General features: G+C 67.7%; 19 protein-coding genes. 6 read left to right on the plus strand and 13 right to left on the minus strand.

The window, feature by feature from the left end:
- Positions 1 to 153 precede the first annotated feature (153 nt).
- Positions 154 to 2430, plus strand: coding sequence for a glycoside hydrolase family 3 C-terminal domain-containing protein (locus tag LOC56_RS09315; RefSeq protein WP_229951991.1), 2277 nt, complete (start codon positions 154 to 156; stop codon positions 2428 to 2430).
- Here the strand turns inward: LOC56_RS09315 and LOC56_RS09320 are convergent.
- On the minus strand, positions 2427 to 3533 hold the full coding sequence (locus LOC56_RS09320) for a glycosyltransferase (RefSeq protein ID WP_229951992.1): 1107 nt from the start codon (positions 3531 to 3533) through the stop codon (positions 2427 to 2429). The genes LOC56_RS09315 and LOC56_RS09320 overlap by 4 nt on opposite strands.
- Before the next feature lie 89 nt (positions 3534 to 3622).
- On the opposite strand from LOC56_RS09320, the gene LOC56_RS09325 reads away from it, so the two are divergent.
- Positions 3623 to 4528 (plus strand): glycosyltransferase family 2 protein, encoded by a 906-nt coding sequence (locus LOC56_RS09325; protein WP_229951993.1) that lies wholly within the window; start codon positions 3623 to 3625, stop codon positions 4526 to 4528.
- Here LOC56_RS09325 and LOC56_RS09330 read toward each other — a convergent pair.
- The 9 genes from LOC56_RS09330 to abc-f all read right to left on the minus strand — a co-directional run bounded on the left by LOC56_RS09330 (position 4512) and on the right by abc-f (position 15305).
- A complete protein-coding gene (locus tag LOC56_RS09330; protein WP_229951994.1) occupies positions 4512 to 5615 on the minus strand; it encodes a glycosyltransferase in 1104 nt (367 codons plus the stop codon). The two genes, LOC56_RS09325 and LOC56_RS09330, sit on opposite strands and share 17 nt — an antisense overlap.
- A 12-nt stretch (positions 5616 to 5627) precedes the next feature.
- Positions 5628 to 6809 (minus strand): glycosyltransferase, encoded by a 1182-nt coding sequence (locus LOC56_RS09335; protein ID WP_229951995.1) that lies wholly within the window; start codon positions 6807 to 6809, stop codon positions 5628 to 5630.
- A gap of 69 nt (positions 6810 to 6878) precedes the next feature.
- Complete coding sequence (locus LOC56_RS09340; RefSeq protein ID WP_229951996.1) at positions 6879 to 7328, minus strand: acyl-CoA thioesterase; 450 nt, start codon at positions 7326 to 7328, stop codon at positions 6879 to 6881.
- A gap of 120 nt (positions 7329 to 7448) precedes the next feature.
- Positions 7449 to 8273 (minus strand): hypothetical protein, encoded by an 825-nt coding sequence (locus LOC56_RS09345; protein ID WP_229951997.1) that lies wholly within the window; start codon positions 8271 to 8273, stop codon positions 7449 to 7451.
- An 80-nt stretch (positions 8274 to 8353) separates the two neighbouring features.
- Positions 8354 to 10003 (minus strand): DUF4389 domain-containing protein, encoded by a 1650-nt coding sequence (locus tag LOC56_RS09350; protein WP_229951998.1) that lies wholly within the window; start codon positions 10001 to 10003, stop codon positions 8354 to 8356.
- A gap of 36 nt (positions 10004 to 10039) precedes the next feature.
- Entirely contained in the window at positions 10040 to 11440 is a 1401-nt protein-coding gene (gene lpdA / locus LOC56_RS09355) for a dihydrolipoyl dehydrogenase (RefSeq protein WP_229951999.1), read from the minus strand.
- Between the two features lie 97 nt (positions 11441 to 11537).
- A complete protein-coding gene (locus LOC56_RS09360) occupies positions 11538 to 13055 on the minus strand; it encodes a carboxylesterase/lipase family protein (RefSeq protein ID WP_229952000.1) in 1518 nt (505 codons plus the stop codon).
- Between the two features lie 127 nt (positions 13056 to 13182).
- On the minus strand, positions 13183 to 13374 hold the full coding sequence (locus LOC56_RS09365) for a hypothetical protein (protein ID WP_229952001.1): 192 nt from the start codon (positions 13372 to 13374) through the stop codon (positions 13183 to 13185).
- A gap of 293 nt (positions 13375 to 13667) precedes the next feature.
- The gene (gene abc-f, locus LOC56_RS09370; protein WP_229952002.1) at positions 13668 to 15305 is read right to left on the minus strand and encodes a ribosomal protection-like ABC-F family protein; all 1638 of its coding nucleotides are present in this window, start codon (positions 15303 to 15305) and stop codon (positions 13668 to 13670) included.
- 86 nt (positions 15306 to 15391) lie between these two features.
- Here abc-f and LOC56_RS09375 point away from each other — a divergent pair, with 86 nt between their 5' ends.
- Entirely contained in the window at positions 15392 to 16285 is an 894-nt protein-coding gene (locus LOC56_RS09375; RefSeq protein ID WP_229952003.1) for an arginase family protein, read from the plus strand.
- 1 nt (position 16286) lies between these two features.
- On the opposite strand, the gene LOC56_RS09380 is transcribed toward LOC56_RS09375, so the two are convergent.
- Positions 16287 to 17798 carry a carboxylesterase/lipase family protein gene (locus tag LOC56_RS09380; RefSeq protein WP_229952004.1) on the minus strand — a complete coding sequence of 504 codons (1512 nt, stop codon included), beginning with the start codon at positions 17796 to 17798 and terminating at the stop codon, positions 16287 to 16289.
- A gap of 187 nt (positions 17799 to 17985) precedes the next feature.
- On the opposite strand from LOC56_RS09380, the gene LOC56_RS09385 reads away from it, so the two are divergent.
- Together LOC56_RS09385 and LOC56_RS09390 are read left to right on the plus strand one after the other, a co-directional pair.
- Positions 17986 to 18639: an SDR family oxidoreductase gene (locus LOC56_RS09385; RefSeq protein ID WP_229952005.1), complete on the plus strand. Its 654-nt coding sequence runs from the start codon at positions 17986 to 17988 to the stop codon at positions 18637 to 18639.
- Positions 18640 to 18714: 75 nt separating this feature from the next.
- Entirely contained in the window at positions 18715 to 19554 is an 840-nt protein-coding gene (locus LOC56_RS09390) for an SDR family oxidoreductase (RefSeq protein ID WP_229952006.1), read from the plus strand.
- A 59-nt stretch (positions 19555 to 19613) separates the two neighbouring features.
- Here LOC56_RS09390 and LOC56_RS09395 read toward each other — a convergent pair whose 3' ends face one another.
- Positions 19614 to 20426, minus strand: a complete 813-nt coding sequence (locus LOC56_RS09395) for a lysophospholipid acyltransferase family protein (RefSeq protein ID WP_229952007.1) — start codon at positions 20424 to 20426, stop codon at positions 19614 to 19616.
- Between the two features lie 166 nt (positions 20427 to 20592).
- On the opposite strand from LOC56_RS09395, the gene LOC56_RS09400 reads away from it, so the two are divergent.
- Entirely contained in the window at positions 20593 to 21537 is a 945-nt protein-coding gene (locus LOC56_RS09400; RefSeq protein WP_229952008.1) for an alpha/beta fold hydrolase, read from the plus strand.
- Here LOC56_RS09400 and LOC56_RS09405 read toward each other — a convergent pair.
- Positions 21497 to 22261: a glycosyltransferase family 2 protein gene (locus LOC56_RS09405; protein WP_229952009.1), complete on the minus strand. Its 765-nt coding sequence runs from the start codon at positions 22259 to 22261 to the stop codon at positions 21497 to 21499. The genes LOC56_RS09400 and LOC56_RS09405 overlap by 41 nt on opposite strands.
- Between the last annotated feature and the right edge of the window lie 54 nt (positions 22262 to 22315).

The raw sequence follows: 22315 nt of genomic DNA on the forward strand, positions 1-22315 counted from the left end.
CTGCTCCGTCCACGAGGACTCCGGTTCTGCCGCTGCTGTTCGTTACCGAAACACTAGCGGCAGGGCAGGTTCCGCCGACAGGCTCAGCACCTGTACCGCTTCAGCCGCCCGGTGCTCTTCTCCCGGCCGCGGCCGGGACCTAGACTCCGGCACATGCCGATGCCCTCACCTGACCAGCCGTCCGCTGCTTCGCTCCGGGAGCGGGTGTCTTCCCTCCCGCCGGACGAAAGACCCGCCCTGCTGTCCGGAGCGTCCTTCTGGAGCACCGCCGCTGCCCCGGCGGCAGGGCTCCGGCCCCTGGTGCTCGCCGACGGGCCGCACGGCATCCGGCGTCCGCGCAGCGACACCGAGCCGGGAATCGGCGACGCGCTTCCTGCCACCTGCTTCCCGGCCGAATGCCTGACGGCGTGCTCGTGGGATACGGACCTGCTGGCCCGACTCGGCACGGCGACGGCGCGGGAAGCGGCCGCCGCGCATGTCGACGTCGTGCTGGGACCGGGCCTGAACATCAAGCGCACTCCCCTGTGCGGACGCAACTTCGAGTACTTCTCAGAAGACCCGCTGCTGGCCGGCGCACTGGGGGCTGCCTGGGTTCGCGCCCTCCAGTCCGAGGGGGTGGCGGCCTGCCCCAAGCACTTCGCCGCGAACAACCAGGAAGCGGACCGGATGCGAATTGACGCGGCGGTGGACGAACGGACCCTGCACGAGATTTACCTCAGGGCTTTCGAAACGGTGGTCCGGACCGCACACCCGTGGACCCTGATGGCTGCCTACAACAAGGTCAACGGCATCCACGCCGCGGAGAACGCCTGGCTGCTGGAGACGGTCCTGCGCGGTGAGTGGGGTTTCGACGGCCTGGTGATGTCCGACTGGGGTGCGGTCACGGATCGGGCGGCCGCACTCGACGCCGGACTGGACCTGGAGATGCCCGCCAGCGGCGGGCTGGGGCTGGCGGAACTGCAGGCCGGCCTGGACGCCGGCACCGTCAACCAGCAGATGGTGGATTCATCCGTGGCGCGGCTGCTGCAGCTGGCAGACCGCACCGCCACGCCGGCGCACAAGGATGCGGACCTGGACGGACACCACCAGCTGGCACGCGAGGCCGCTGCGGCGTCCATGGTGCTGCTGAAGAACGAGGGCGGAATCCTGCCCTTCTCCCCCGCCCTGCGGCTGGCCGTGGTGGGCGAGCTGGCCCGCACCCCCCGGTACCAGGGGGCCGGTTCCTCGCAGGTGACCCCCACGCGGGTGAGCGTCCCGCTGGAGGTCCTGTCCGAGCGGACCGCTGCAGCAGTCTTTGCTGCCGGTTACCGGCTGGACGGAACGCCCGACCCGGAGCTGGTGGCCGAAGCGGAGGCCGCTGCCGCGGCCGCCGACGCGGTGCTGTTCTTCCTCGGCCTGCCCGAGGACAAGGAGTCGGAGGGATTCGACCGCCCGGACCTGGCCCTGCCGGAGAACCAGTTGGCGCTGCTGCGGGCGGTGACCGCCGCAAATCCCTGGACCGTGGTGGTGCTGTTCAACGGCGGCGCAGTGGACACCGGGTGGGTGGAGCAGGTACCGGCCGTGCTGGAGGCGTGGCTGCCCGGGCAGGCCGGAGGCGAAGCACTGGCGGATGTCGTGCTGGGAGACGTGAACCCCTCTGGAAAACTCGCGGAAACCTTTCCCCGGCGGATCGAAGATACGCCGGCCTTCGGGAACTATCCCGGCGAGGCGGGCACCGTCCGCTACGGCGAAGGGGTGTTGGTGGGCTACCGCTGGTATGACGCGCGGGCCATCGAACCGGCCTTCGCCTTCGGCCACGGGCTGTCCTACACCGCTTTCGACTACACCGGCCTGGCCCTCCGCCTTGCGGACACGGACACGGGGCCGGTCCTGGCGGTCGAGGCAACACTCACGAATACCGGCAGCCGGGCCGGTGCCGAAGTCCTGCAGGTGTACTCCGGCGCTCCTGCGGGACCCGCGGTACGGCCGCCCCGCGAGCTCCGGGCGTTCCGCAAGGTCTTCCTCGAACCCGGTGCCTCGGCTCCTGTTGCGTTGACGGTACCGCTGCCGGACCTGGCGAGGTTCGATCCGGCGTCGCACCGGTGGATTACCGACGGCGGAACTTACCGGATCGACGTCGGGTCCTCCTCCCGGGATATCCGGCTCAGCGGAACCATTGATCTGCCGGGCACCGACGGCACGGCGGCCCCGCTGACACTGGATTCGACCATCTCTGAGTGGCTGGCGCATCCGCTGGGGCGTACGCTGCTGGGCGGCGCCGGTGATGCTGCGGGCGGAACCGGCGGCATGGCCGACGCGCTGGCGCTCATGGGCAGTATGCCGCTGCGCCGGCTGGCCCGGTTTCCCGGCACGCCCCTTACACCGGACCGGCTGGCCGGACTGGAACAGGCACTGCGCGGTGCCGGCCCGGCGGGCGGGGCATCCTCCTAGTCCGTGAGCAGGGACCGGTAGATCTCCTCATGCGCTGCGGCTACCTGCCGGCGCTCGGCGGTCCGCTCCGCGCGGCTCATTCGCGGCCGGTTCCGGGCGGCATGCACTTGCTTGAGCGCGTTGGCCAGGGACTGGGCATCGAGCCCGTCCTCGTTATGCACGAATTCGGTGACACCGGCGCGCTGCTGGGCGTAGAAGCCGCAGGACGGGGCCAGCACGGCCGTGCCCAGGTCCGTGCACGCTTCGAGCCAGCCCGAGTGGGTGCCGAACCGGTACGGCAGCACGGACACATCCAGGCTCGACAGGTAGTCCCAGAGCCGTGGTTCGTCGAAGTAGTCCCGGACCTGCAGTTCGAGCCGTCCTGCCGCGGCGGCCTCCGCCAGCCAGCGGTGCAGTTCCGGGCGGTACTTGTCCCCTCCGGGAGTCAGGATGTCCGGATGTCCGTTCACCTGCAGCACGGCACCGGGCAGCTGCTCCACGGCGTCGAGCAGGTCCGGAAGAACCGCGCCCTCCATCATGTTCGGGCGCAGGCTCTTCAGGTGCACGCCGACACGGAACTCCTCACGCGGACCGGCTGCCAGCCGCAGGGCCTGGCGCCGCTCGAGCTCCTCGAGGTCCACCACGTGCGGATGCGGCAGCACCTGCGGGCGGCGGCCCCACCGGCGCTCGACGACGGCGGCGGCCCCGGGGGTGAGCGTGATCAACGCATCGGCTGCGGAGATCAGCACGTTCAGCTGCGCGTCGTGTGCCTCCGGCGTGAGGTGGTGCGGATTGCGGAGGTCGTGGACCGTGTAGACCAGCGGTTTCCCCTGGGCCTTCAGCTCGTCGGTGACCGCCTGCAGGTCCTGGGGCGAAATGGCGTCGAAGCCGAAGTGGATGTGCATCAGGTCGAAGCTGTCCGCGTTCTGCCGGATCCAGCCGGCGTCCAGCATGACCGGAGGCCACCACGTCGCCTCCGTGGACTGGCCGGGGTTGCGGGGGTCCGGGTCCGGCAGGCGTACCACCGGGTTCCGCTCCCCCGGGACGGCACCGGTATGCCGGATATAAACCTGACTGTGCGGCACCGACGCCACCCTGATGTTCGATCCTTCCGACCTGCCCACGCATCCTCTTCCGCCGCTGTAAAAAACCGTCTTCAGTATACTTAGTATTTTGCGGTGTCCGCGGAGGGCACCCCCGGCGGAAGGAACGAATGCAGCCGCAGCAGACCGGCACGGATCAGGCGTTTTCGGTGCTTATCATCAGCTCGGAACGCGATGCCCACCTGGCCAATGCCGTCCGCGGGATCAGCCGCGCCACCCGCAGGCCCGCCGAGATAGTGGTCTGCTTCCTCAACCAGCCCGAGGCTGTTCCCCCACCCAGTGACGTGCCGCTGCGGGTGGTCCATGCGGCGTCGGGCGCCGGCGAACCCCTGCCCCTGGGGGCAGGCAGGAATGCCGCAGCTGCTGCGGCGCGGTCCCAGACACTGGTCTTCCTCGACGTGGACTGCATCCCCGCAGCTGATATGTTCGAGCACCTGCTGGCGGATCTGGACCGGACCGGCGGCCTCGTGATGGCCGCACCCCGCTACCTCGCGGCTGACGCGGACGTGCAGGCCTGGGTGTCCGACGGCGACGAGCAGGTGCTGCGCCGGGACTCCGTAGCGCACCACGCACGCGCTGCGCTGGCACCGGCGCCGGGAGAACCGGCACTTGCCTCCCGGGAATACGCCCTGTTCTGGTCCCTGGGGTTTGCCGTGCACCGGGAGATCCTCGAACGGATCGGCGGCTTCGACGAGTCCTTTGCCGGGTACGGCGGTGAGGATACGGACTTCGCCTTCACGGCGCAGCGGCAGGCGGTCCCGCTGGCGTTCTCCGGGGCAACCATGTTCCACCAGCACCACGGCGTGCACCGGCCGCCGCTGCAGCACCTGGAATCCATTGTCATTAACGCCAAGGCATTCCGGGGCAAATGGGGCAGCTGGCCGATGACCGGCTGGCTCGATGCCTTTGCCCGGGACGGCTACGTGTCCTGGGACCGCGACGGCGGGGACCTGCGGCTGCTGCGCCGTCCCGCTCCGGACGAACTCGCCGCGGCCCGCGTCAATGCACCGTACTGACGTTCCCGCCGGGAACGGCATTATCCCTCTCGCCACCGGTCACGGCCGAGTCAACTGCAGCCAGGAAGCGGTCCCGGAACTCGTCGGGAGAAACCAGCAGGGTCCTGGCCAGCAGCTGCGGATCGGATCCGCGCAGCTCTTCCAGCAGGCTCGGCCAGTCCGCCACTGAGGCGAAGCCTGCGGCGGCCGCGGCCCCGGCCGCAGCGAGCGAGGAGGCGAACACGGCCTGTTCCCTGAACGGCCGGGGTTCGGGAATCAGCAGCGCCGGCCGCCGGGCGGCAGCCGCGGCGGCCACCGCATTGTGCCCGGCCGAGGTGACCACCACGTCCGCGCCGGCCAGCCGGGGTCCCGGGTCCGCCACCACGCCCAGCAGCGACACATTCGCGGGAACCTCGCCCGGGGCGCCGGCGGTATGTCCCATCACGTCCCACTGCCAGTCCGGGGTCTGCCGGGCGGCGGCGAGCAGATCCTCCAGCGCCACGCCGGTTCCGCCCAGGGAGGTCTGCACCGCGACGGTCCGCGGCCGCACGGGCACGAGCCCGGCGGAGGGAGCGGTGTCCGGAGCGAGCATGCCCAGATAGGTGCTCTTGGAGCCGTAAGCCCGCAGATGCGCCGGGTCCTCGATGGTTTCCGGGAAGTAGGCGATGAGCCGGTGAACGGAGTCATAAGCCAGGCGGTGGGCCGGATCGGTCCGTTCTCCGTGCATCCGGCGGTGGATGACCGGATAACCCGCCAGCCTGGCAAAGGCGGCAACCTCCACGGATACATCCACAACCACTACATCCGGGGCAAATTCCTCCCAGAGCCGGTGCAGCCGGCTGAAGCGGGACTGCAGCGCCGATCCAGCCGGCGCATAGTGCAGGAACTCCCCCGGGCCGGGCGCGAACGGGCCGTCGGGTCCGACGTCGGGCGGCAGCGGCGCAAACCGCGCACCACCGGGCAGCTGCGGGGATCCACCGGCGGGGGCGGTGCCGGTGACAAGCAGCTCCACGGCGCCCAGCCGGGCAATGTTGGCGGCATGCCGCAGGTGTCCGGTGCCATGGTGGTGCGCGTAGTAGGCCACGCGCGGCATGCGGGAGGAAGGCAAGTACTGCTCCTGTTACGGCACGAGGGCGGCGTCGGGATGGCCGGGGGCGGGCTGGCCGGACACCGGGTGGGCGGAACGCGACGGTAGTCCGTCCGGCTCGAGCAGGGACCGCATCTGGTCCTCGTACGAATCCACCATGGCGGACGCGCTGAAGCGGGCAGCGGATTTCCGTACCCGGTCTCTGTCGAGGCGGCGGGCGTCAGTGACGGCCGCGGCCAGGGCATCTGCGCCGAGGCCCTCGGCGAGCCGGCCGGCGTCGGCGTCGATGATCTCGGGCATGGCACCCAGCGGCAGGGCAGCCACCGGCGTACCGCAGGCCATCGCCTCCAGCGCGGTCAATCCGAAGGGTTCGGACCAGACAGGCGAGGCAATGAAGACCTCTCCGGAACCGAGGAAGGCGGCCAGTTCCCGGTGGTCGAGGTGGCCAACGTGCTGCACCCCGCGGCCGAGGTGCGGTGCGACGGTGCGTTCGAAATACTTCGCATCGCTGATCGGCCCGGCAAAGTGCAGGTCCATCCCTGCCATCCGGGCCGCATCGATCGCTATGTGCAGGCCCTTTTCGGGCGTGACCCGTCCGGCCCAGACGACGGTTCCGGTCCGGCGTCCGGTGCCGGCGGGCCAGTCCGCCAGCCGGATGCCGTTGTGGACGACGTGCAGGTCCGGCAGGTACGGGGACCAGCCGGTGGCGTTGCGGGCCGAAACACTGATGAAGCGGTGCAGCGGTGAGAGCGGTGCGCGTCCGTCCTCTACGGCGTCCACAATCCAGGGCAGCGGCGGGGTGTGGAGAATCGTCAGCGTCGGCATATCCGCCAGCAGGAGGTAGGGCAGCAGGCTCAGGGAGTTGTTTACGACGACGTCGAAACCGCCGTCCCGGACCACGGCAATCGCGGAGCCCAGCGCGGCGTCCAGGGCCTGCTGCTGCCGCTGCATTTGATCGGGAGCCAGCCCGCGCCGGAATTCGAAGTTTTCCGGGAGGACCTCCACCACCCGGCCGGCCGACGCGGAGCCAGCCTTCGCGAAGAGCGTGACGTCGTGGCCGCGGGAGGCGAGCTCGTCCGCCATCAGCGAGGTATGCATTTCGAGCCCGCCCTGGAACGGGCTGGAGATCGGGTGGTGCAGGTGGGACAGGACGGCTATGCGCAGTAGTTTCCCGTCTGCCGCATGCCCCTGCGGCAGGGGGAAGTCAAGACTCATATTACTAAGTATGCCTTGTATTTCCCGCCGGGGCCGGGCACCGACAGGCCGGAACAGGCAGGCCGGGTGCTAGGCAGAGAAGGGTTCCGCGCCGAACGGCACCGGCGGGATGTGGTGGGAAGGCAGCCGGTCGCGGTCGTAACTGATGGTGGTGTACCCGTGCGGGACGGGCTTGCCTTCCTCGTCCAGGTTGACGAACACGATCTTGTCGATCGTGAGGATGCTGCGGCGGGTGATCATGTTCCGCACTTCTGCCTGCATGGTCAGCGAAGTACGGCCGAACTTGGTTGCGGTGAGCCCCATTTCAATCAGGTCGCCCTGTACCGCGGAACTGACGAAGTTGATCTCCGACATGAATTTGGTGACCACCCGGCCGTTGCCCATCTGCAGGATGGCGTAGACCGTTGCTTCTTCGTCGATCCAGCGCAGCAGGCTGCCGCCGAACAGGGTGCCGTTGGCGTTCAGGTCCTCGGGGCGGACCCACTTGCGGGTGTGGAAATTGATGTTCTCAAGGGGCATATATTCAGCTTATCCACAGGATTGTTGCCCATTGCCCGGATCAGTGGATGCCTTGCTCACAGACCCCTGTTAGGTGTCTGACGCCGCTGTGACGGCGCTCCCGGGCACGGTACCGCCGCTTCAGTCCGGGGCCTCATTCAGCCGGTCGCCGAGGTGGGTCAGGTCACCGTCGGGCGGAACCTCCATGGCTTCGAGCGCCGCGGCCTGCTGCAGGTCCCGGATCAGGTCCGCCGACCCGCCCACGATCGTGGTGTCGAAGTCGATCTCGGAGGCGAGGCACCATGCGCCGTCGGCCGGCCAGAGCAGGTTGGGGCTCTGGATCGGGTCCCAGCCGTTATGCTCCTGCCAGCCCGGTTCGGCAAAGACCGCCAGGCTGCAGGCAAACAACAGGTAGTCGCGCAGCGGCAGTTCGAGGCGGCGCACTGTCTCCACGGAGTCGTGGCCCCGGAAGGGGTGCGGGAGCGACTCCCGGTCGCCGGTGCCGGACCGGAGAAGGGTTTCCCCGCTGCCGGCCACCCAGCCGTACCCGTCCCACAGCCCGGCGAAGCAATTGCCGGGGGTTTGTGTGTGGGTACCGAGGACACGGCTGACCTCGGCCAGGGTGCCCGCCGGGAGTGCGCCGACCAGCGGGTCTTCGTAGTGCCACCCGGGTTCGTTCGATACCGGATTGCGGTAGCCGGCCAGAATGGCGGCCCATTGCATCATCGGGTGGGCAACCGTGCCGCGCACCCCCGCCAGCTCCTCCCAGCGCATGGGGCGGGACTCCACACGTACCGGTCCGTCCTGCTGCCAGCCCAGCAGCTGCGCCCGGATCGGGTGGAAAACCCGCGCGTAGGCCTCAAACCCGGCAGGGACGGTGCCCGCAACTGTACCGGGCTCAGCCAGCCGCTCCGCGATCCAAACTCCGGACTGCGGGTCGGAAAGCGGCCCTTCCAAGCTCGTCATGCGGCCCAGTATGCCCTACCGGGTACCGCAGCGGGTGCTGCTGCTGCAAGGGATCGCCTCGCCGGAGGCGGATTGGCCGGCTAGCCGGAACGTGCCGCGCCACCGGCGGCCGGCAGGTCGCGGGCGTCAACCGGTCCCTGGTCCAGCCGGAACGGCGGGTATTCGTCACGCATCAGCGCCGTGTACGCCAGGACGCGGTAGGACCACCGCTGCAGGCCCATAACGAAGTCGAACAGCGGACGCGGATAGCGTCCGGTGAATAACAGGGCCACTGCAGCAACCAGGACCAGCAGGGACAGCAGGGATATACCCACTGTCCAGCCGCCGGCCGACCGCAGCCCTTCGCCGGCCGGGTCCGTTGCCCAGTTCACCGCTGCGCCGCCGTCGCCTCCGCCCATGCTCCGGTCCCACCCGCCGAAAGGGCCGTTCTGGCGCACAATGACGTAGCCGGACCCGGTGAACGCCCCCACGATCAGTGCCTGCGGGATAACCAGCAGCCACCACTTCACCAGCACCAGCCCGCGTGAAAGCCGTTCCGGGTAGGCGACGTCGAAATCGGCCGGATAGTTGGTCCGCTCCAGGCTGAAGGGCGGATACCTGTCCGTGCCCAGCACTGCTGAGGCATAGAACGCCACCCGCCAGCTCCAGCGCAGCACCCCCACGTTGAAGTCGAAGAGCGCCCGCGGATAACGGGCAGTGAAGAGGATGGCGAAACCCGCAATGACGGTGGCTACCCAGAAGGCGATCCACAGGAAAACCAGCAGGATGAAGTGCGGAATGGCCAGGAACCACTTCACCAGCCACAACCAGCGGGAGAGCCCGGGGTCCAGTTCCCCGTAGAGCCGCGCGGGATACGGTGCCCCGGTGCCTCCGGCGGTCAGCTGCGCTGCCCGGGCGCCGGACAACGCCGGTGCCTCCGACGTGCCCGGTGCCTCCGACGTGCCCGGTGGCACAGCTGCTGCCGTGGCGCCCGCCGGAACCGGACCGCCCGCAGGCGTCCGTGCGGAAGCCGGAACCGGAGCCGCTCCGTAACCGTAGGGACCGTGCCCGCCGCTGGGCCCGGGGTATTCTCCGCCAGGCTTCCGGCCGGTCAGGATCGCAGCAAGGATCACTGCCGTGCCGCCGAGCACCAGGACGACGGCCCCGATGACCAGCCACAGGGTGAGCGGTCCCAGAACATCCGACCGGATGCCTGCCTGCAGGTCCGCCGTGACTCCGGGGGCGGCGTCGGCGTTCATGACGACGATGGTCCACTCGCCCTGTTCAAGCTGCCAGGTCAGCTCCTGCGTGCCGGCTCCTGCGGAAGAGGCGGCCCAGAAGTCCTGCTCCCCCGGCGGGGCCGGTGCGGCGCCGCCCGGGATCTCCTCGTACTCCGCGGAGAACGGGTCGAAGGTGACGTCCCCGAGTTCCGAATGGGCGACGCCGGCCAGGTACCGGTTGACGTCGGCCTCGGACGCAATCCCGATAAACAGCTCGCCGTCCGCGTCGGTTCCCCGGACCTGCACCGTCGCCACGTTGTCTTCCGGCTGGACGCCCGGACTCACCTCGATGCTCTCGCTGGTCAGGGCGTAGGATCCGACGCTGTAGGTCTCTTCGGGAACGGATAGGTAGCCGTCGTCGCGCTGGGCCGCGGCAAGGATTCCCAAGGCAGCAGCGCCGACCCCGGCCGTCAGTCCGGCAAGGACCAGCAGGGAACCAATGATGACCAGAATGATTCTGCCTGCCTTCATGGCATTGTCCTTCGCTCACTGGAAAGCGGTACCCGGCTAGAAGTTGATCATGTGGCCGGTCAGTCCGTGGAAAGCTTCCTGCAGTGCCTCACTGAGGGTCGGGTGGGTGTGCACGTTGCGGGCGAGTTCGGCCGCTGTCAGGTCCCACTTCTGTGCCAGGGTCAGTTCCGGCAGCAGTTCCGAGACATCGGGTCCGATCAGGTGCCCGCCCAGCAGCTCCCCGTACTTGGCGTCGGCCACCAGTTTCACGAAGCCCACCGGTTCGCCCAACCCGTGGGCCTTGCCGTTGGCCGTAAACGGGAAGGTGCTGACGATGACGTCATGCCCCTCGTCGCGGGCCTGCTGTTCGGTGAGCCCGAAGCTGGCCACCTGCGGCTGGCAGAACGTGGCGCGGGGCATCATGCGGTAGTCGCCCAGCGGCAGCGTTTCGGCCTTGCCGATGGTTTCTGCCGCCACCACTCCCATGGCCTCCGCCACGTGGGCGAGCTGGAGCTTGGCAGTGATGTCGCCGATGGCGTAGATGTGCGGGACATTGGTGCGCATGTACTCGTCGATGCCGACGGCTCCGCGTTCCGTGAGCTCCACACCGGTTTTCTCCAGGCCGAAGCCCTCGGTGCGCGGGGCGAAGCCGATGGACATCATGACCCGGTCGGCTTCAATGCTGCCCTGCTGGCCGTTCTTATCCGTATAGGTCACCGTGACGGACGAACCGTTGTCCTTCACGGTTTCCACCTTGGTGGAGGTGAGGATGGGGATGCCGAGCTTCTTGTACTGCTTGGTGATTTCCTTGGAGACGTCCACGTCCTCGTTGGGCAGGGCCCGGTCCAGGAATTCGATGATGGTGACATCGACGCCGTAGCTCCGCAGCACATAGCCGAATTCCATTCCGATGGCTCCGGCACCGACGATCACCATTTTCTTCGGCAGGTCCCGGTCCAGGATCTGGGCTTCGTAGGTGACGACGTTCTCGCTCAGTTCGACCCCGGGCAGCAGCCGTACGTAGGTTCCGGTGGCGATGATCGCGTTGTCGAAGGTGATGCTCTCGCTGCCTCCTTTGGACAGGTCCACCTCGAGGGTGTGGTCGTCGGTGAAGACTCCGTGTCCGTCGTATTCCGTGATCTTGTTCTTCTTCATCAGGAAGTGGACGCCCTTCACCCGGCCGTCGGCCACCTGGCGGCTGCGGTCAAATGCCGCCCCGTAATCAAAGCTGACGTCACCGCTCATGCCGAACGTCTTGGCCTGGTTGGTGAAGATCTGGGCCAGTTCGGCATTCCGCAGCAGCGCCTTGGACGGTATGCACCCGACATTGAGGCAGACGCCGCCCCAGTATTTCTCCTCCACTACTGCCGTTTTCAGGCCCAGTTGGGCCGCGCGGATGGCGGCCACATAGCCTCCCGGTCCGGCCCCGAGGACCACGACGTCGTAATGTTCGCTCATGGGAACCAACTCTCCTTGCCTGGGGGTGCGGGAAAATTTGTAAGCCGGCTTAAGGCTCTCACGGGGCTGCCGCCGATGGCACGGGTGCCGGGAACGTTCAGTTGTAGCCCCGGTAGCCGGACCAGGCCCGGCGCCGTTCCGGAAACGGATCCGCCTCAATGCGGTCCAGCTTGTCGAAGACGCGGGTTTGCCGGTGGACTTCGTCGTAGGCCGGCCAGCCGCTGCCGGGGTGGGAATGCCGGGCCAGGCTCAGCAACGAACCCTGGAAACGTCTGGACAGGGCTCTCAGCTCCTCTGCTCCGCCCAGCAGAGTCAGGGCCTTGGCGGTTCCGGTGCCGATATCCCCGAACATCACCGGCACATCGAAGGAATGGGTGGCGCCGAACCCCAGCAGGTTCATTGCCGGTGTCGCATAGTCATAGCGGTAGGCCCAGGTGGGCGCAACGCGTGAGTGTCCCTCGGCAACCATCTGGCTGGGATACCAGAACACCAGGTCGCCGCTGATATCCACGGAACGCTGACGGGACGGATAGCCGGGATACGCGGCAACCACCCGGTCCCGGGCCTGCGGATCGGTGCCGGCAAACATCTTCTCGATCCGTTCGGGTGTGGACGGCAGGATGTTGGAAACCTTGGCGAACAGCGCGCCTTCCCTGGCCATGGTGCCCAGCACCAGGGGAACCGGATTCGAGTCTCCGGAAAGGAACATGTCAAGGGGGTATCTGGGCAGGAAGTCGCCGTCTATGACCGGTGAGACGCTCAGTGACCCGGGTTGCTTGACCGGGCCGATCTTTGTGGTCAGTTTCCGGGTGGCGTTGACCAGTTTTGCCGCCGGCAGGCGGGTCAGGGCGTCGGCAGCAGCAGCGGTGGGAACGCCGAGGATTTCCAGCAGGTCAGCCGCCCAGCCCGCGTGCATCTCCGGAGAATACGCTGCCGATGGTGCCGGGCTTTGCGCATATGCCTTATGGAACAGGGACCGGGCGCTCGGAACGCACATCAGGGAGGTGACGGCGAGCCCGCCTGCGGATTCCCCGAAGAGGGTGACGTTGCCGGGGTCTCCGCCGAATGCTTCGATGTTCTGCTGCACCCACTCCAAAGCGGCGACCTGGTCCCGCAGGCCCACGTTGGTATCGAACGGCCGATCGGGCGTCGAATACGCGCGGAAGTCCATGAACCCCAGTGCGCCGATGCGGTAGTTGAGCGAAACGTAGAGCACGTTGCCGTCCCGGACCAGTCTTGTTCCCCGGTACGTCGGCTCCGCCGAGGATCCTGAGCTGAAGGCCCCGCCGTAGAGGTAGACCAGGACCGGCAGCAGACCGTCCGCGGGTTCCAGCGGTGCAGAGACATTCAGGGACAGGCAGTCCTCATCCATGGCCACCCGGCGCCGGGTTCCGGTGAGGCTCGGCGCCTTGGACTGAGGAGGAACCGGCCCGAAGCTGCCGGCGTCGCGGATGCCGGTCCAGCTCTGCGGCGGCTGCGGTGCACGGAGGCGCAAGTCCCCGACCGGCGGGGCCGCGTAGGGGATGCCGCGCCACGTGCGCACGCCGTCGTCCACTATGCCCTGTACCAGCCCGCTGCCGGTTTCAACCACCAGTGACGCAACGTCAATAGCCACAATCGACTCTTTTCAGCCGGGGAACCCCTGCCTTGCGACTACCTACGATAGGCGTGCGTCGATGGGGCCACCAGATCAGAGCCTGTTGCCGGCCGTCCCCGGCCCAACATCCTGGTCCGGCCGGCGCCTAGGCTGCGGTGACGAGCTGCCGGGAACCGGCGCTGCGCCGTCCATGGGCGGGCCTCGCCCCCAAGCGGCGGTGCACGATGGCTTCCCGGAGGCAGAACGCAGCAACTGCTGCGACGTTGAGGGCAATCTTTGTGCCGGTTGACCAATCGGTTCCGACGCACAACATCCAGACAAGGATCAGGACGGGCACCTCCCCCGACCTTAACGCCTTCACTGGGCGGTTCCGACGCGGCCAAACCGCGCGCCCGGATTCCCTGCGCACCCGCGCTGATCCGTTATTCCGCTGATTCCGCAGTCTGCTGAGGCAGCACTGCGGTATTCCATCCATGGAGCCATGAGGACACTTCTTCCGTGAAATCGCCCGAGACCTACGTTCCACACCTCCCAAGGATGCGTCACAGCATACTTTGTATCACATCCGGCACCGTACTGCCGGGTCGAAGCCCGGTGCAGGATCCGCCGGACACCCGGCGGCAACCGGGGCTAGGCTGCGCTGACCTTCCCGTCCTTCACTTCCCAGCGGGTGTCGAGGCGGACATTCTCCAGCAGCCGGCGGTCGTGGGAGACCAGCAGCAGGGCGCCCTCGTAGCTTTCCAGCGCTTCTTCGAGCTGCTCGATGGCGGGAAGGTCCAGGTGGTTGGTGGGCTCGTCCAGGACCAGCAGGTTCACGCCGCGGGCCTGGAGGAGGGCCAGCGAAGCGCGGGTACGTTCCCCCGGGGAGAGCGCATCGATGCGGCTGGCCACCTGATCGGCCTTGAGCCCGAACTTGGCCAGCAGGGTGCGTGCCTCCGCGGACGAGAGTTCCGGAACGGCCGCTTCAAAGGCCTCCCCCAGCGGCAGATGGGCCGGAAGCTGGCCGCGGCCCTGATCGATTTCCCCCACGGCGACCGAGGCACCCAGGGAGGCCGTGCCGGCGTCGGGCGTCTCGCGTCCCAGCAGCAGCCGCAGCAGGGTGGACTTGCCGGCACCGTTGGGACCGGTGATGCCAATGCGCTCCCCGGCGTTCACCTGTACCGATACCGGGCCGAGGGTGAATCCGCCCCGGGCCAGCACGGCGTCGTTCAAGGTGGACACCACGGAGCTGGAGCGGGGCGCGGATCCGATGCGCAGCTGCAGCTGCCATTCCTTGCGCGGTTCCTCCACCTCGTCCAGACGGGCGATGCGTGACTCCATCTGGCGGACTTTCCGTGCCTGCTTTTCGGAGGACTCGGTGCTCGCCTTGCGCCGGATCTTGTCATTGTCAGGGTTCTTCTTCATGGCGTTGCGCACGCCCTGCGAACTCCATTCCCGCGTGGTCCGGGCACGGGACACCAGGTCCGCCTTTTTGTCGGCGAACTCGTCGTAGGCCTCGCGGGCATGCCGGCGGGCGACGGCGCGTTCCTCCAGGTACGCCTCGTAGCCGCCGTCGTAGACCGCCACGCTGTTCTGTGCCAGGTCCAGCTCCACCACGGTGGTTACGCACCGAGCGAGGAATTCACGGTCATGGGACACCAGTACGACGCCGCCGCGGAGTCCGCGGACAAACTGTTCCAGGCGCGCCAGGCCGTCCAGGTCAAGGTCGTTGGTGGGCTCGTCGAGCAGGACAATGTCGAAGCGGCTCAGCAGCAGGGCAGCCAGCGCCACGCGTGCCGCCTGCCCGCCCGAAAGCCCGGCCATCCCGGTGTCCAGGCCGAGCTGCAGGCCGAGGTCCGCCAGTACGGCGGGTGCCCGGTCTTCCAGGTCGGCTGCACCGGACGCCAGCCACCGGTCCAGTGCAGCCGCATAGGCGTCATCCGCTCCGGGGAGTTCGGATCCGAGCGCTTCGGCTGCAGCCTCCATGGCCTCAGTGGAAGCCGCCGCCCCGGTACGGCGGGCCAGATACGCGCCGACGGTTTCACCGGCCACCCGCTCGTGTTCCTGCGGCAGCCAGCCCACAAAGGCGTCCGAGGGAGATGTGCTGACCGTGCCGGCCTGCGGTTCCGCCGCTCCGGCCAGCAACCGCAGCAGCGTCGATTTGCCGGCACCGTTCGCGCCCACCACGCCCACGACGTCGCCCGGCGCGACAGTGAGGGAAAGATGCTCGAAAAGGGTGCGGTGGGCATGGCCGCCGGAAAGGTCCCGGGCGACGAGGGTTGCAGTCATTCCTCCATTCTATTTTGTGTACGCACCTGTCCCGGCCCGGTTGGCCGGCGGTAAGGTAATCACCTGTTCCGCACCTAAGGACGATCATGACCTCCATGCATCCATCCGGTCCCGGGGCCCTCCGGCTGATCTTTCCGCAGTGGCAGGGCGCTGCCGGAGCAGGCGCCGTCGGTTCGCTGCCTGCGGGTCAGCCGCACCAGACCCAGCTTTCGTACCATCTCGGACCTGCCCTGCTTGAGTTGCTCTCCCCCGCCCACGAGGGCCCCACCGCCTTTGTGCCGGTCAGCACCGACACCTCGGACGAGGCAGTGGAAACGGTGGACGGCATCTATGCCCGCGACGCGGTCCTGCACCAGCTGCGGGAAGGGCTCCGGTTGGTGTCGGAAGCCGATCCGTCGTCAGTGGTCACCTTCGGCGGGGAATGTTCGGTGAGCGTGGCCCCGTTCAGTTACCTGGCTGCCAGGTACGGACCGGACCTGGCGGTGCTGTGGGTGGACGCGCACCCGGATACCGGGATCCCGGGCGACAGTTATACCGGGTTCCGTTCCATGTCCCTGTCGACGCTCGCCGGGGAGGGCGACGCCGAATTCCTGGCCGCGCTGCCGGCTGTGGTGGCGCCGTCGAACGTCCTCCACATCGGCCTGCAGGACTGGCAGGATCCCGGCATGGCCAATAAGCATCGGCTGGGCATTTCCAGCGTGGGCATCACGGACACCCCGGAAGACACCCGCCGCATCCTGGATTGGCTGGCACTCACCGGAGCCACCAGGCTGGCCGTCCACGTGGATCTGGATGTGCTGGACCGCAGGGATTTCACGGGAACAACGGGTAACGGCACCCGGGGCATGCGGGTGCCGGACCTGCTTAGGATTATGGATGCCCTGGGCGATGCCGGGGAGATAGTCGGCCTCTCGCTCGCCCAGCACGCACCGCTGGAGCTCCTTCGCCTGGGCGGACTGCTGCGGGACCTGCCGGTCTAGGTCAGCGGTAGCCGCGGTAGCCGTTCCATGCCTCGCGGCGGTCCCGGTGGGGATCCTGTTCAACCCGGTCGGTTTCGTCGAAGACCTTGGTCGCACGCGTCTCGATGCCGTAGGCCGGCCACAGTCCCGGACTTCCGGTACGGGCAAAGCGCAGCAGCGCGCCGCGGAACCGGTTGCCAACGGCAACGGTAGTGCGTTTGCCGCCCGGCAGCGTCAGGAACCGGCCAAGCGCGGTGGTGTAGTTGCCGAACACAGCCGGGATGTCCATACCGTGGGTGGCGCCCATCCCCAGCAGGCCCGCCATCCGCGGGGCGTAGTCAAACCTGTAGGACCACGTGGGCGCGTAGGTACAGTGCCCTTCCGCCACTTGGACACTGGGCAGCCAGAAGACCACATCGCCGCCTACGTCCACGGCGGCGTGCTTTGACGGGTAGCCGGGGTAGGCGGCGAGGACCCGTTCCTTGAGCTCCGGTTCCGTACGGGCAAACATCGTGTCGATCCGCTCCTCCGTGGTGGGGAGAACGTCCTGGACCCGGTCGAACAACGCACCTTCGCGGAACATATTGCCGATGACGAGCGGGATCCGGTGTGCCTTGCCCGTCCGGAAGGCATCGATGGGATGCAGCGGCAGGAATTCCCCGTCGACCACCGGCGCCACGGCCAGTGCGCCGGGCTCGGATTCCGGTGTGACCTTGCCGGTGAGCCTGCCGACCGCCTTCACCAGGCGCTCCGCAGGCAACGAGGCCAAGGCCTTCGGCGCGTCCTCCACCCCCAGCAGTTCGATCAAGTTGCCTGCCCACTTTTCCGGCAGGCCGGGGCCGTAGGCAGTAGCCGGTGCCGAGCTCTGCACGAAGGCCCGGTGGAAGAGCCCCTCGGCAGACGGAACGCACATCAGCGCAGTAATCGACATGCCGCCGGCAGACTCGCCGAAAACCGTCACGTTCTCCGGATCCCCTCCGAAGCCGGCAATGTTGCGCTGCACCCAGCGCAGCGCCGCGACCTGGTCCGCCAATCCGACGTTGACGTCGAATGACCGCTCCGGCGTCGAGTACCGGCGGAAATCCATGAAGCCGAGTGCTCCCAGCCGATAATTCATGCAGACATAGACCACGTCCCCGCGCTCCACGAGATTCGTGCCGTCGTAGGCTGCGGCAGAAGCGCCGCCGATGGTGAACCCGCCGCCGTAGAAATACACCAGGACGGGGCGCGGCGGTGCCTTGTCCAACGGTGCGGTGACGTTGATGGTGAGGCAGTCTTCGTCCATGGGAGTCTTCCGGCCGGCACCCATGGACGCCAGTCTGCGTTCCTGGGGCGGCACGGGACCGTACCGGCCGGCGTCCAGCACACCCTCCCACGGCTGTACCGGACGGGGCAGGCGCAGCCGCAGCTCGCCGACGGGCGGGGCCGCGTACGGGATTCCGCGCCACGACCGCACGCCGTTCACCAGTGTTCCCTGCACCATTCCGTCCGAGGTCGAGACAGTGAGGTCCGGCTGAGCCGTAGTTGTTGCCACAGCGTTCCTTTCGCGGTTTTTCGAGCCCAGCGCGATCATAACCAAGCCCCGGAGGACGCCGCTATCCCCGCCGATGCTATTCGCACGAACTGCTAAGCCCTTGGCGGACGGCAGGGGCAGGAACCCTGCACAAATTCGACAGCATGCTTATGGTGGAAGGACCGTCACCAACCTAAAGGAGAAACATATGTCCCGCATCGCCATTATCGGAGGTCACGGAAAAGTCGCCCTCCACCTGGCCCGCCGGCTGACCGACAAGGGTCACACTGTCACCTCGCTCTTCCGCAACCCGGAACACGCAGCCGATGTTGAACAGACCGGCGCTGAAGCGGTCGTCGCCGACGTGGAAAACCTCTCCACCGAACAGATCACGGAACTGCTTCGCGGGCAGGACGCCGTTGTCTGGAGCGCCGGAGCCGGGGGCGGCACCCCCGAACGCACTTTCGCCGTGGACCGGGACGCCGCGATCCGCTCCATGGACGCCGCCGAAGCAGCCGGAGCCGGCCGCTATGTGATGGTTTCCTACTTCGGTGCCGGCAAGGACCACGGAGTCCCCGAAGACGACGGGTTCTTTGCCTACGCCGAGGCGAAGGCCGACGCCGATGAGCACCTGCGGGCCAGCGGCCTGAACTGGACCATCCTTGGCCCCAGCGCACTGACCATGGATCCCGGCACGGGCCGGATTGAAACGGGAGCAGGGGTTGAGGGCAAGTCCGTCTCGCGCGAAGACGTTGCCCACGTAGCCGCCGAAGTCCTCGAGCGCCCCGACACCGCCGGCAAGACGATCGAGTTCAACAACGGCTCGACGCCGGTTGCCGAGGCCCTGGATTCCCTCGCCTAGGCAGGGATCTCCTCTGGCGCTGCAGCCACGGCCGTCCCTGTAGTCCCCCTATCCACGCCAACGGAAGGATTCCCCATGAACCAACCGGAACAGCAGCAGGAAGTACCCGGAACCCAGGCACAGATGACGCCCGTTCCCGATTGCGGCGAAGACTCGTACCGAGGCAGCGGCAAGCTCCAGGGCAAGGCGGCTGTCATTACCGGCGGTGACAGCGGTATTGGCAGGGCCGTGGCCATCGCCTACGCCCGCGAAGGCGCCGACGTCCTGATTTCCTATCTGACTGAAGACGAAGACGCGCAGGACACCGCTCGCCTGGTGGAGGAGGCCGGCCGCCGGGCCGTCCTGGTCCGGGGCGACCTGGACACGGCCGAGCAGTGCCGCAAGGTCATCAGTACGGCCGTTGAAGAATTCGGCAAGGTGGACATCCTGATCCACAACGCCGCGTTCCAGATGGATCACGAAACCATCGAGGAGATCCCGGACGAGGAATGGGAGTACACCTTCAAGGTCAACATCAACGCGATGTTCTACCTGGTCAAGGCTGCGCTGCCGCACATGGCACCGGGTTCGTCCATCATCGGGACCTCCTCGGTGAACTCGGACATGCCGGTGCCCACCCTGGCCCCGTACTCGGCCACCAAGTCCGCCATCGCCAACTTCTCCGCCAGCCTGTCCCAGCTGCTGGGCGAGCGGGGCATCCGCGTCAACAGCGTGGCCCCCGGCCCCATCTGGACCCCGCTGATTCCCGCCACCATGCCGGCGGACAAGGTGGGTTCCTTCGGGGCCGACACCCCGCTGGGACGCCCCGGACAGCCGGCCGAGCTGGCACCGGCCTACGTCCTGCTCGCCTCGGATGACGGCAGCTACATTTCCGGTGCCCGGATTGCCGTCACCGGCGGCAACCCGATCCTGTAACCGGTCCGCCTACGACAACGGCAGCCGCACCTGCGGCTGCCGTTGTCGTTTCTGCGGTATTAACCCGTGATTTTGTACTTTTCGCGGTCCGCGGCGTCGAGGACCTGCTGTTCCTCAACACCCATGGCGCTGCCGCCGCGGCTCCGCGGCATCCACCAGGCTCCGGGTTCGGGCGTCACGGGGTAGGTATCGATGCAGTAATCGATTCCCTCCTGGAGTTCCTCCTGCAGCCGGCGGGTCTCTTCGACGACGTCGGCATCCGTTTCGACGCGCATGATTTCACCCACGTGCACGCGCACCGGGTTTTTCCAGACGGCCTTGATGCTCAGGCCGTGCCCGCGGGTCAGCATGCGGTGGCCGCCCCAGACCGATACCGGAATGATCGGGACACCCGCCTCGGCGGCCATGCGCACGGCGCCGGTCTTCAGCTGCCGCACGGTGAAGCTGCGGCTGACGCCTGCCTCGGGCAGGACCGCAAGGTAATCACCGCCGCGCAGCTTTTCAACGGACTCCTTGTAGGCTGCTGCGCCGTCGGCACGGTCCACCACAATGTGCTCGCACCAGTCGCAGACAGCCTTGACGAACTTCTTCTTCGTGGCTTTCTTGGTGACGAGGAACCGCATGTGGACCTTCAGCTTCCTCCACATCAGGAGCTCAGCGAACGCGAAGTCCAGGTAGCCGAAGTGCGTAATGGCCACCACTGCCCCCTTGCCGGGGACGACGGCCCTGTTCAGGCCTCGGATGTCCTCGTGGGCGGGAAGGTTCTCCAGGCCGGAGGGGATTACGGGAACCCTAAAGAGGCTGCGGGCAGTAAGGCCCGTAAATACGATGCCTCGATAGACGAACTTGTTGGGGTTACGCTTTGCGGGCAACGTCGGCTCCTGAGTCGGGGGAATTTCGGGGCAGGCAACGAAATTCTACCGCGACGGCCTACGGCTGCTGACCTGCTTGTCCGCGCCGCGCCGAAATGACCGGCCCCGTGCTCCCCAGGCCCGGATTCAGCAGACGGGGACCCGTTTGGCGGCTATCTTTTTAGCCATGGTGATACGCGGGAGGTTCGCCGGCCGGGGGCCGGGCGCAAGGCTGCGCACCGAACCGGCTGCCCCGGCTGATCCGGCTGCCGCCCGCGACGCACAACTCGGCGACGTCGACTGGTCCGCGCTTCCTGCGGGCTGCGTCCGTTCCCGGTTTCCGGCACCCAGCGGGTCGCTCGCGGCCATCAGCATGGGCGACGCCGGAAGTCCGGCAGTTGTCCTGGTTCCGGGGGCCATGGGATCAAAGGAGGACTTCTCACTGATGCTGCCGGAGCTGGCAGCGGCGGGATACTTCGCCTTCAGCTTCGACCTTGCCGGCCAGTACGAGTCCGCCGACGCCGGCCCCGAGCATCTGCTGCCCCCGCGGCAGCGGTACGACTATGAACTGTTCACGGGTGACCTGATATCCGTGCTGTCCGCCTGCGGACCGGCCCACGTGGTCGGCTACTCATTCGCCGGCATCGTTGCGCAACTGGCCCTGCTGCAGCGGCCGGACCTGTTCCGCAGCATCACCCTGCTTGGCTGTCCGCCCGGCGGCGGCCAGAGTTTCCGCGGCGTAAGCCGTATCGGCTGGGCCGCCCCCTTCGTCGGGGACCGGATCAGCGCGGACCTGATTGTCTGGGGCGTGCAGCGTAACTTCATCGGGGCATCCCCCGGGCGGATGGCGTTTGTGTCCCACCGGTTCACCCGCACCCGGAAGGACTCCATCCGGGACATGGTGGGACTGATGCGGCACGCCCCGGACCTGCGGGCGGACCTTCGGGAGGCTCGCCTCCCGAAGTTCGTGGCCGTGGGCGAGCATGATGTCTGGCCGCTGCGGCTGCACCGGGAGTTCGCCTCCGGGATCGGCGCATCCTTCGCGTCCTACGGCAGCGGACACAGCCCCAGCGAGGAATCGCCTTACCAGTTCACGCGGGATCTGCTGCACCTGTTCGATTCCGCCGGCTGACGCTGCGTGCCCGCTCCCGCCGACGCCGGCACGGCGGCTCCTGCTCGAAGTCGAGCTTGAACGTGGTGCAGGCCATGGACACCCGCCGCCCCAGCCCGCGCCACGTGTCGAAGGGCCGGGCGGATACGCCCACGCGCAGGTCCGGGTCCCAGCGGATCCGCATCCCGGGACGCAGCTGATAACAGAGGTCCAGGTCATCATGCACGCGGGGATCGCCCCGGTGCACCCGGTCCCTTAGCCGTATCCACATGCTCCGGTGCAAGCCGAAGTTGGACCCGAAGAGCGGCGGGTGCCCCAGCAACAGGTTCATCGACCAGCGGTAGCCGCCGATATAGAGGGTTTCCGCTATCCACCGGACCACCGGGCCGGAGCCGTAAAACTCCCCCGGCCCGGTGACAGCGGTGTCTTTCCCCGCCTCGAGGAGGTCCGCTTCCAGATGCTCCAGCCAGTGCGGCGGAGGCACCGAGTCAGCGTCCAGGCGGGCCAGCCATTCACCGCCCGCCTCATCGAAGCCGCGGAAGGTGGCGGAGGCAACACCGACGTCGGGCTCATAGATCCTGCGGACGCCGGCTGCCCGGCAGACCTCCGCCGTCGCATCGGTACTGGCGTTGTCCACTACCAGCACCTCGTCCGGCTGCCGTGTCTGCCGGGCCACCGCGCGCAGGCACGCAGCAAGCATGGCGGCGTCGTTATGGGAGGGGATCACCACTGTAATAGTCGACATCGCGTCCTGGCTGCCGGTTGGCCGTTGCCCTCCGATTCTGCCACCGCATGCGTC

This window comes from Arthrobacter sp. zg-Y179 (assembly GCF_020907345.1).
GTDB classification, from domain to species: domain Bacteria; phylum Actinomycetota; class Actinomycetes; order Actinomycetales; family Micrococcaceae; genus Arthrobacter_B; species Arthrobacter_B jinronghuae.

Coding starts and splice junctions, on each gene's coding strand:
- LOC56_RS09315 (WP_229951991.1), top strand. CDS start 154: ATGCCGATGCCCTCACCTGACCAGCCGTCCGCTGCTTCGCTCCGGGAG.
- LOC56_RS09325 (WP_229951993.1), top strand. CDS start 3,623: ATGCAGCCGCAGCAGACCGGCACGGATCAGGCGTTTTCGGTGCTTATC.
- LOC56_RS09335 (WP_229951995.1), bottom strand. CDS start 6,809: ATGAGTCTTGACTTCCCCCTGCCGCAGGGGCATGCGGCAGACGGGAAA.
- LOC56_RS09340 (WP_229951996.1), bottom strand. CDS start 7,328: ATGCCCCTTGAGAACATCAATTTCCACACCCGCAAGTGGGTCCGCCCC.
- LOC56_RS09345 (WP_229951997.1), bottom strand. CDS start 8,273: ATGACGAGCTTGGAAGGGCCGCTTTCCGACCCGCAGTCCGGAGTTTGG.
- LOC56_RS09350 (WP_229951998.1), bottom strand. CDS start 10,003: ATGAAGGCAGGCAGAATCATTCTGGTCATCATTGGTTCCCTGCTGGTC.
- lpdA (WP_229951999.1), bottom strand. CDS start 11,440: ATGAGCGAACATTACGACGTCGTGGTCCTCGGGGCCGGACCGGGAGGC.
- abc-f (WP_229952002.1), bottom strand. CDS start 15,305: ATGACTGCAACCCTCGTCGCCCGGGACCTTTCCGGCGGCCATGCCCAC.
- LOC56_RS09375 (WP_229952003.1), top strand. CDS start 15,392: ATGACCTCCATGCATCCATCCGGTCCCGGGGCCCTCCGGCTGATCTTT.
- LOC56_RS09385 (WP_229952005.1), top strand. CDS start 17,986: ATGTCCCGCATCGCCATTATCGGAGGTCACGGAAAAGTCGCCCTCCAC.
- LOC56_RS09390 (WP_229952006.1), top strand. CDS start 18,715: ATGAACCAACCGGAACAGCAGCAGGAAGTACCCGGAACCCAGGCACAG.
- LOC56_RS09400 (WP_229952008.1), top strand. CDS start 20,593: ATGGTGATACGCGGGAGGTTCGCCGGCCGGGGGCCGGGCGCAAGGCTG.
- LOC56_RS09405 (WP_229952009.1), bottom strand. CDS start 22,261: ATGTCGACTATTACAGTGGTGATCCCCTCCCATAACGACGCCGCCATG.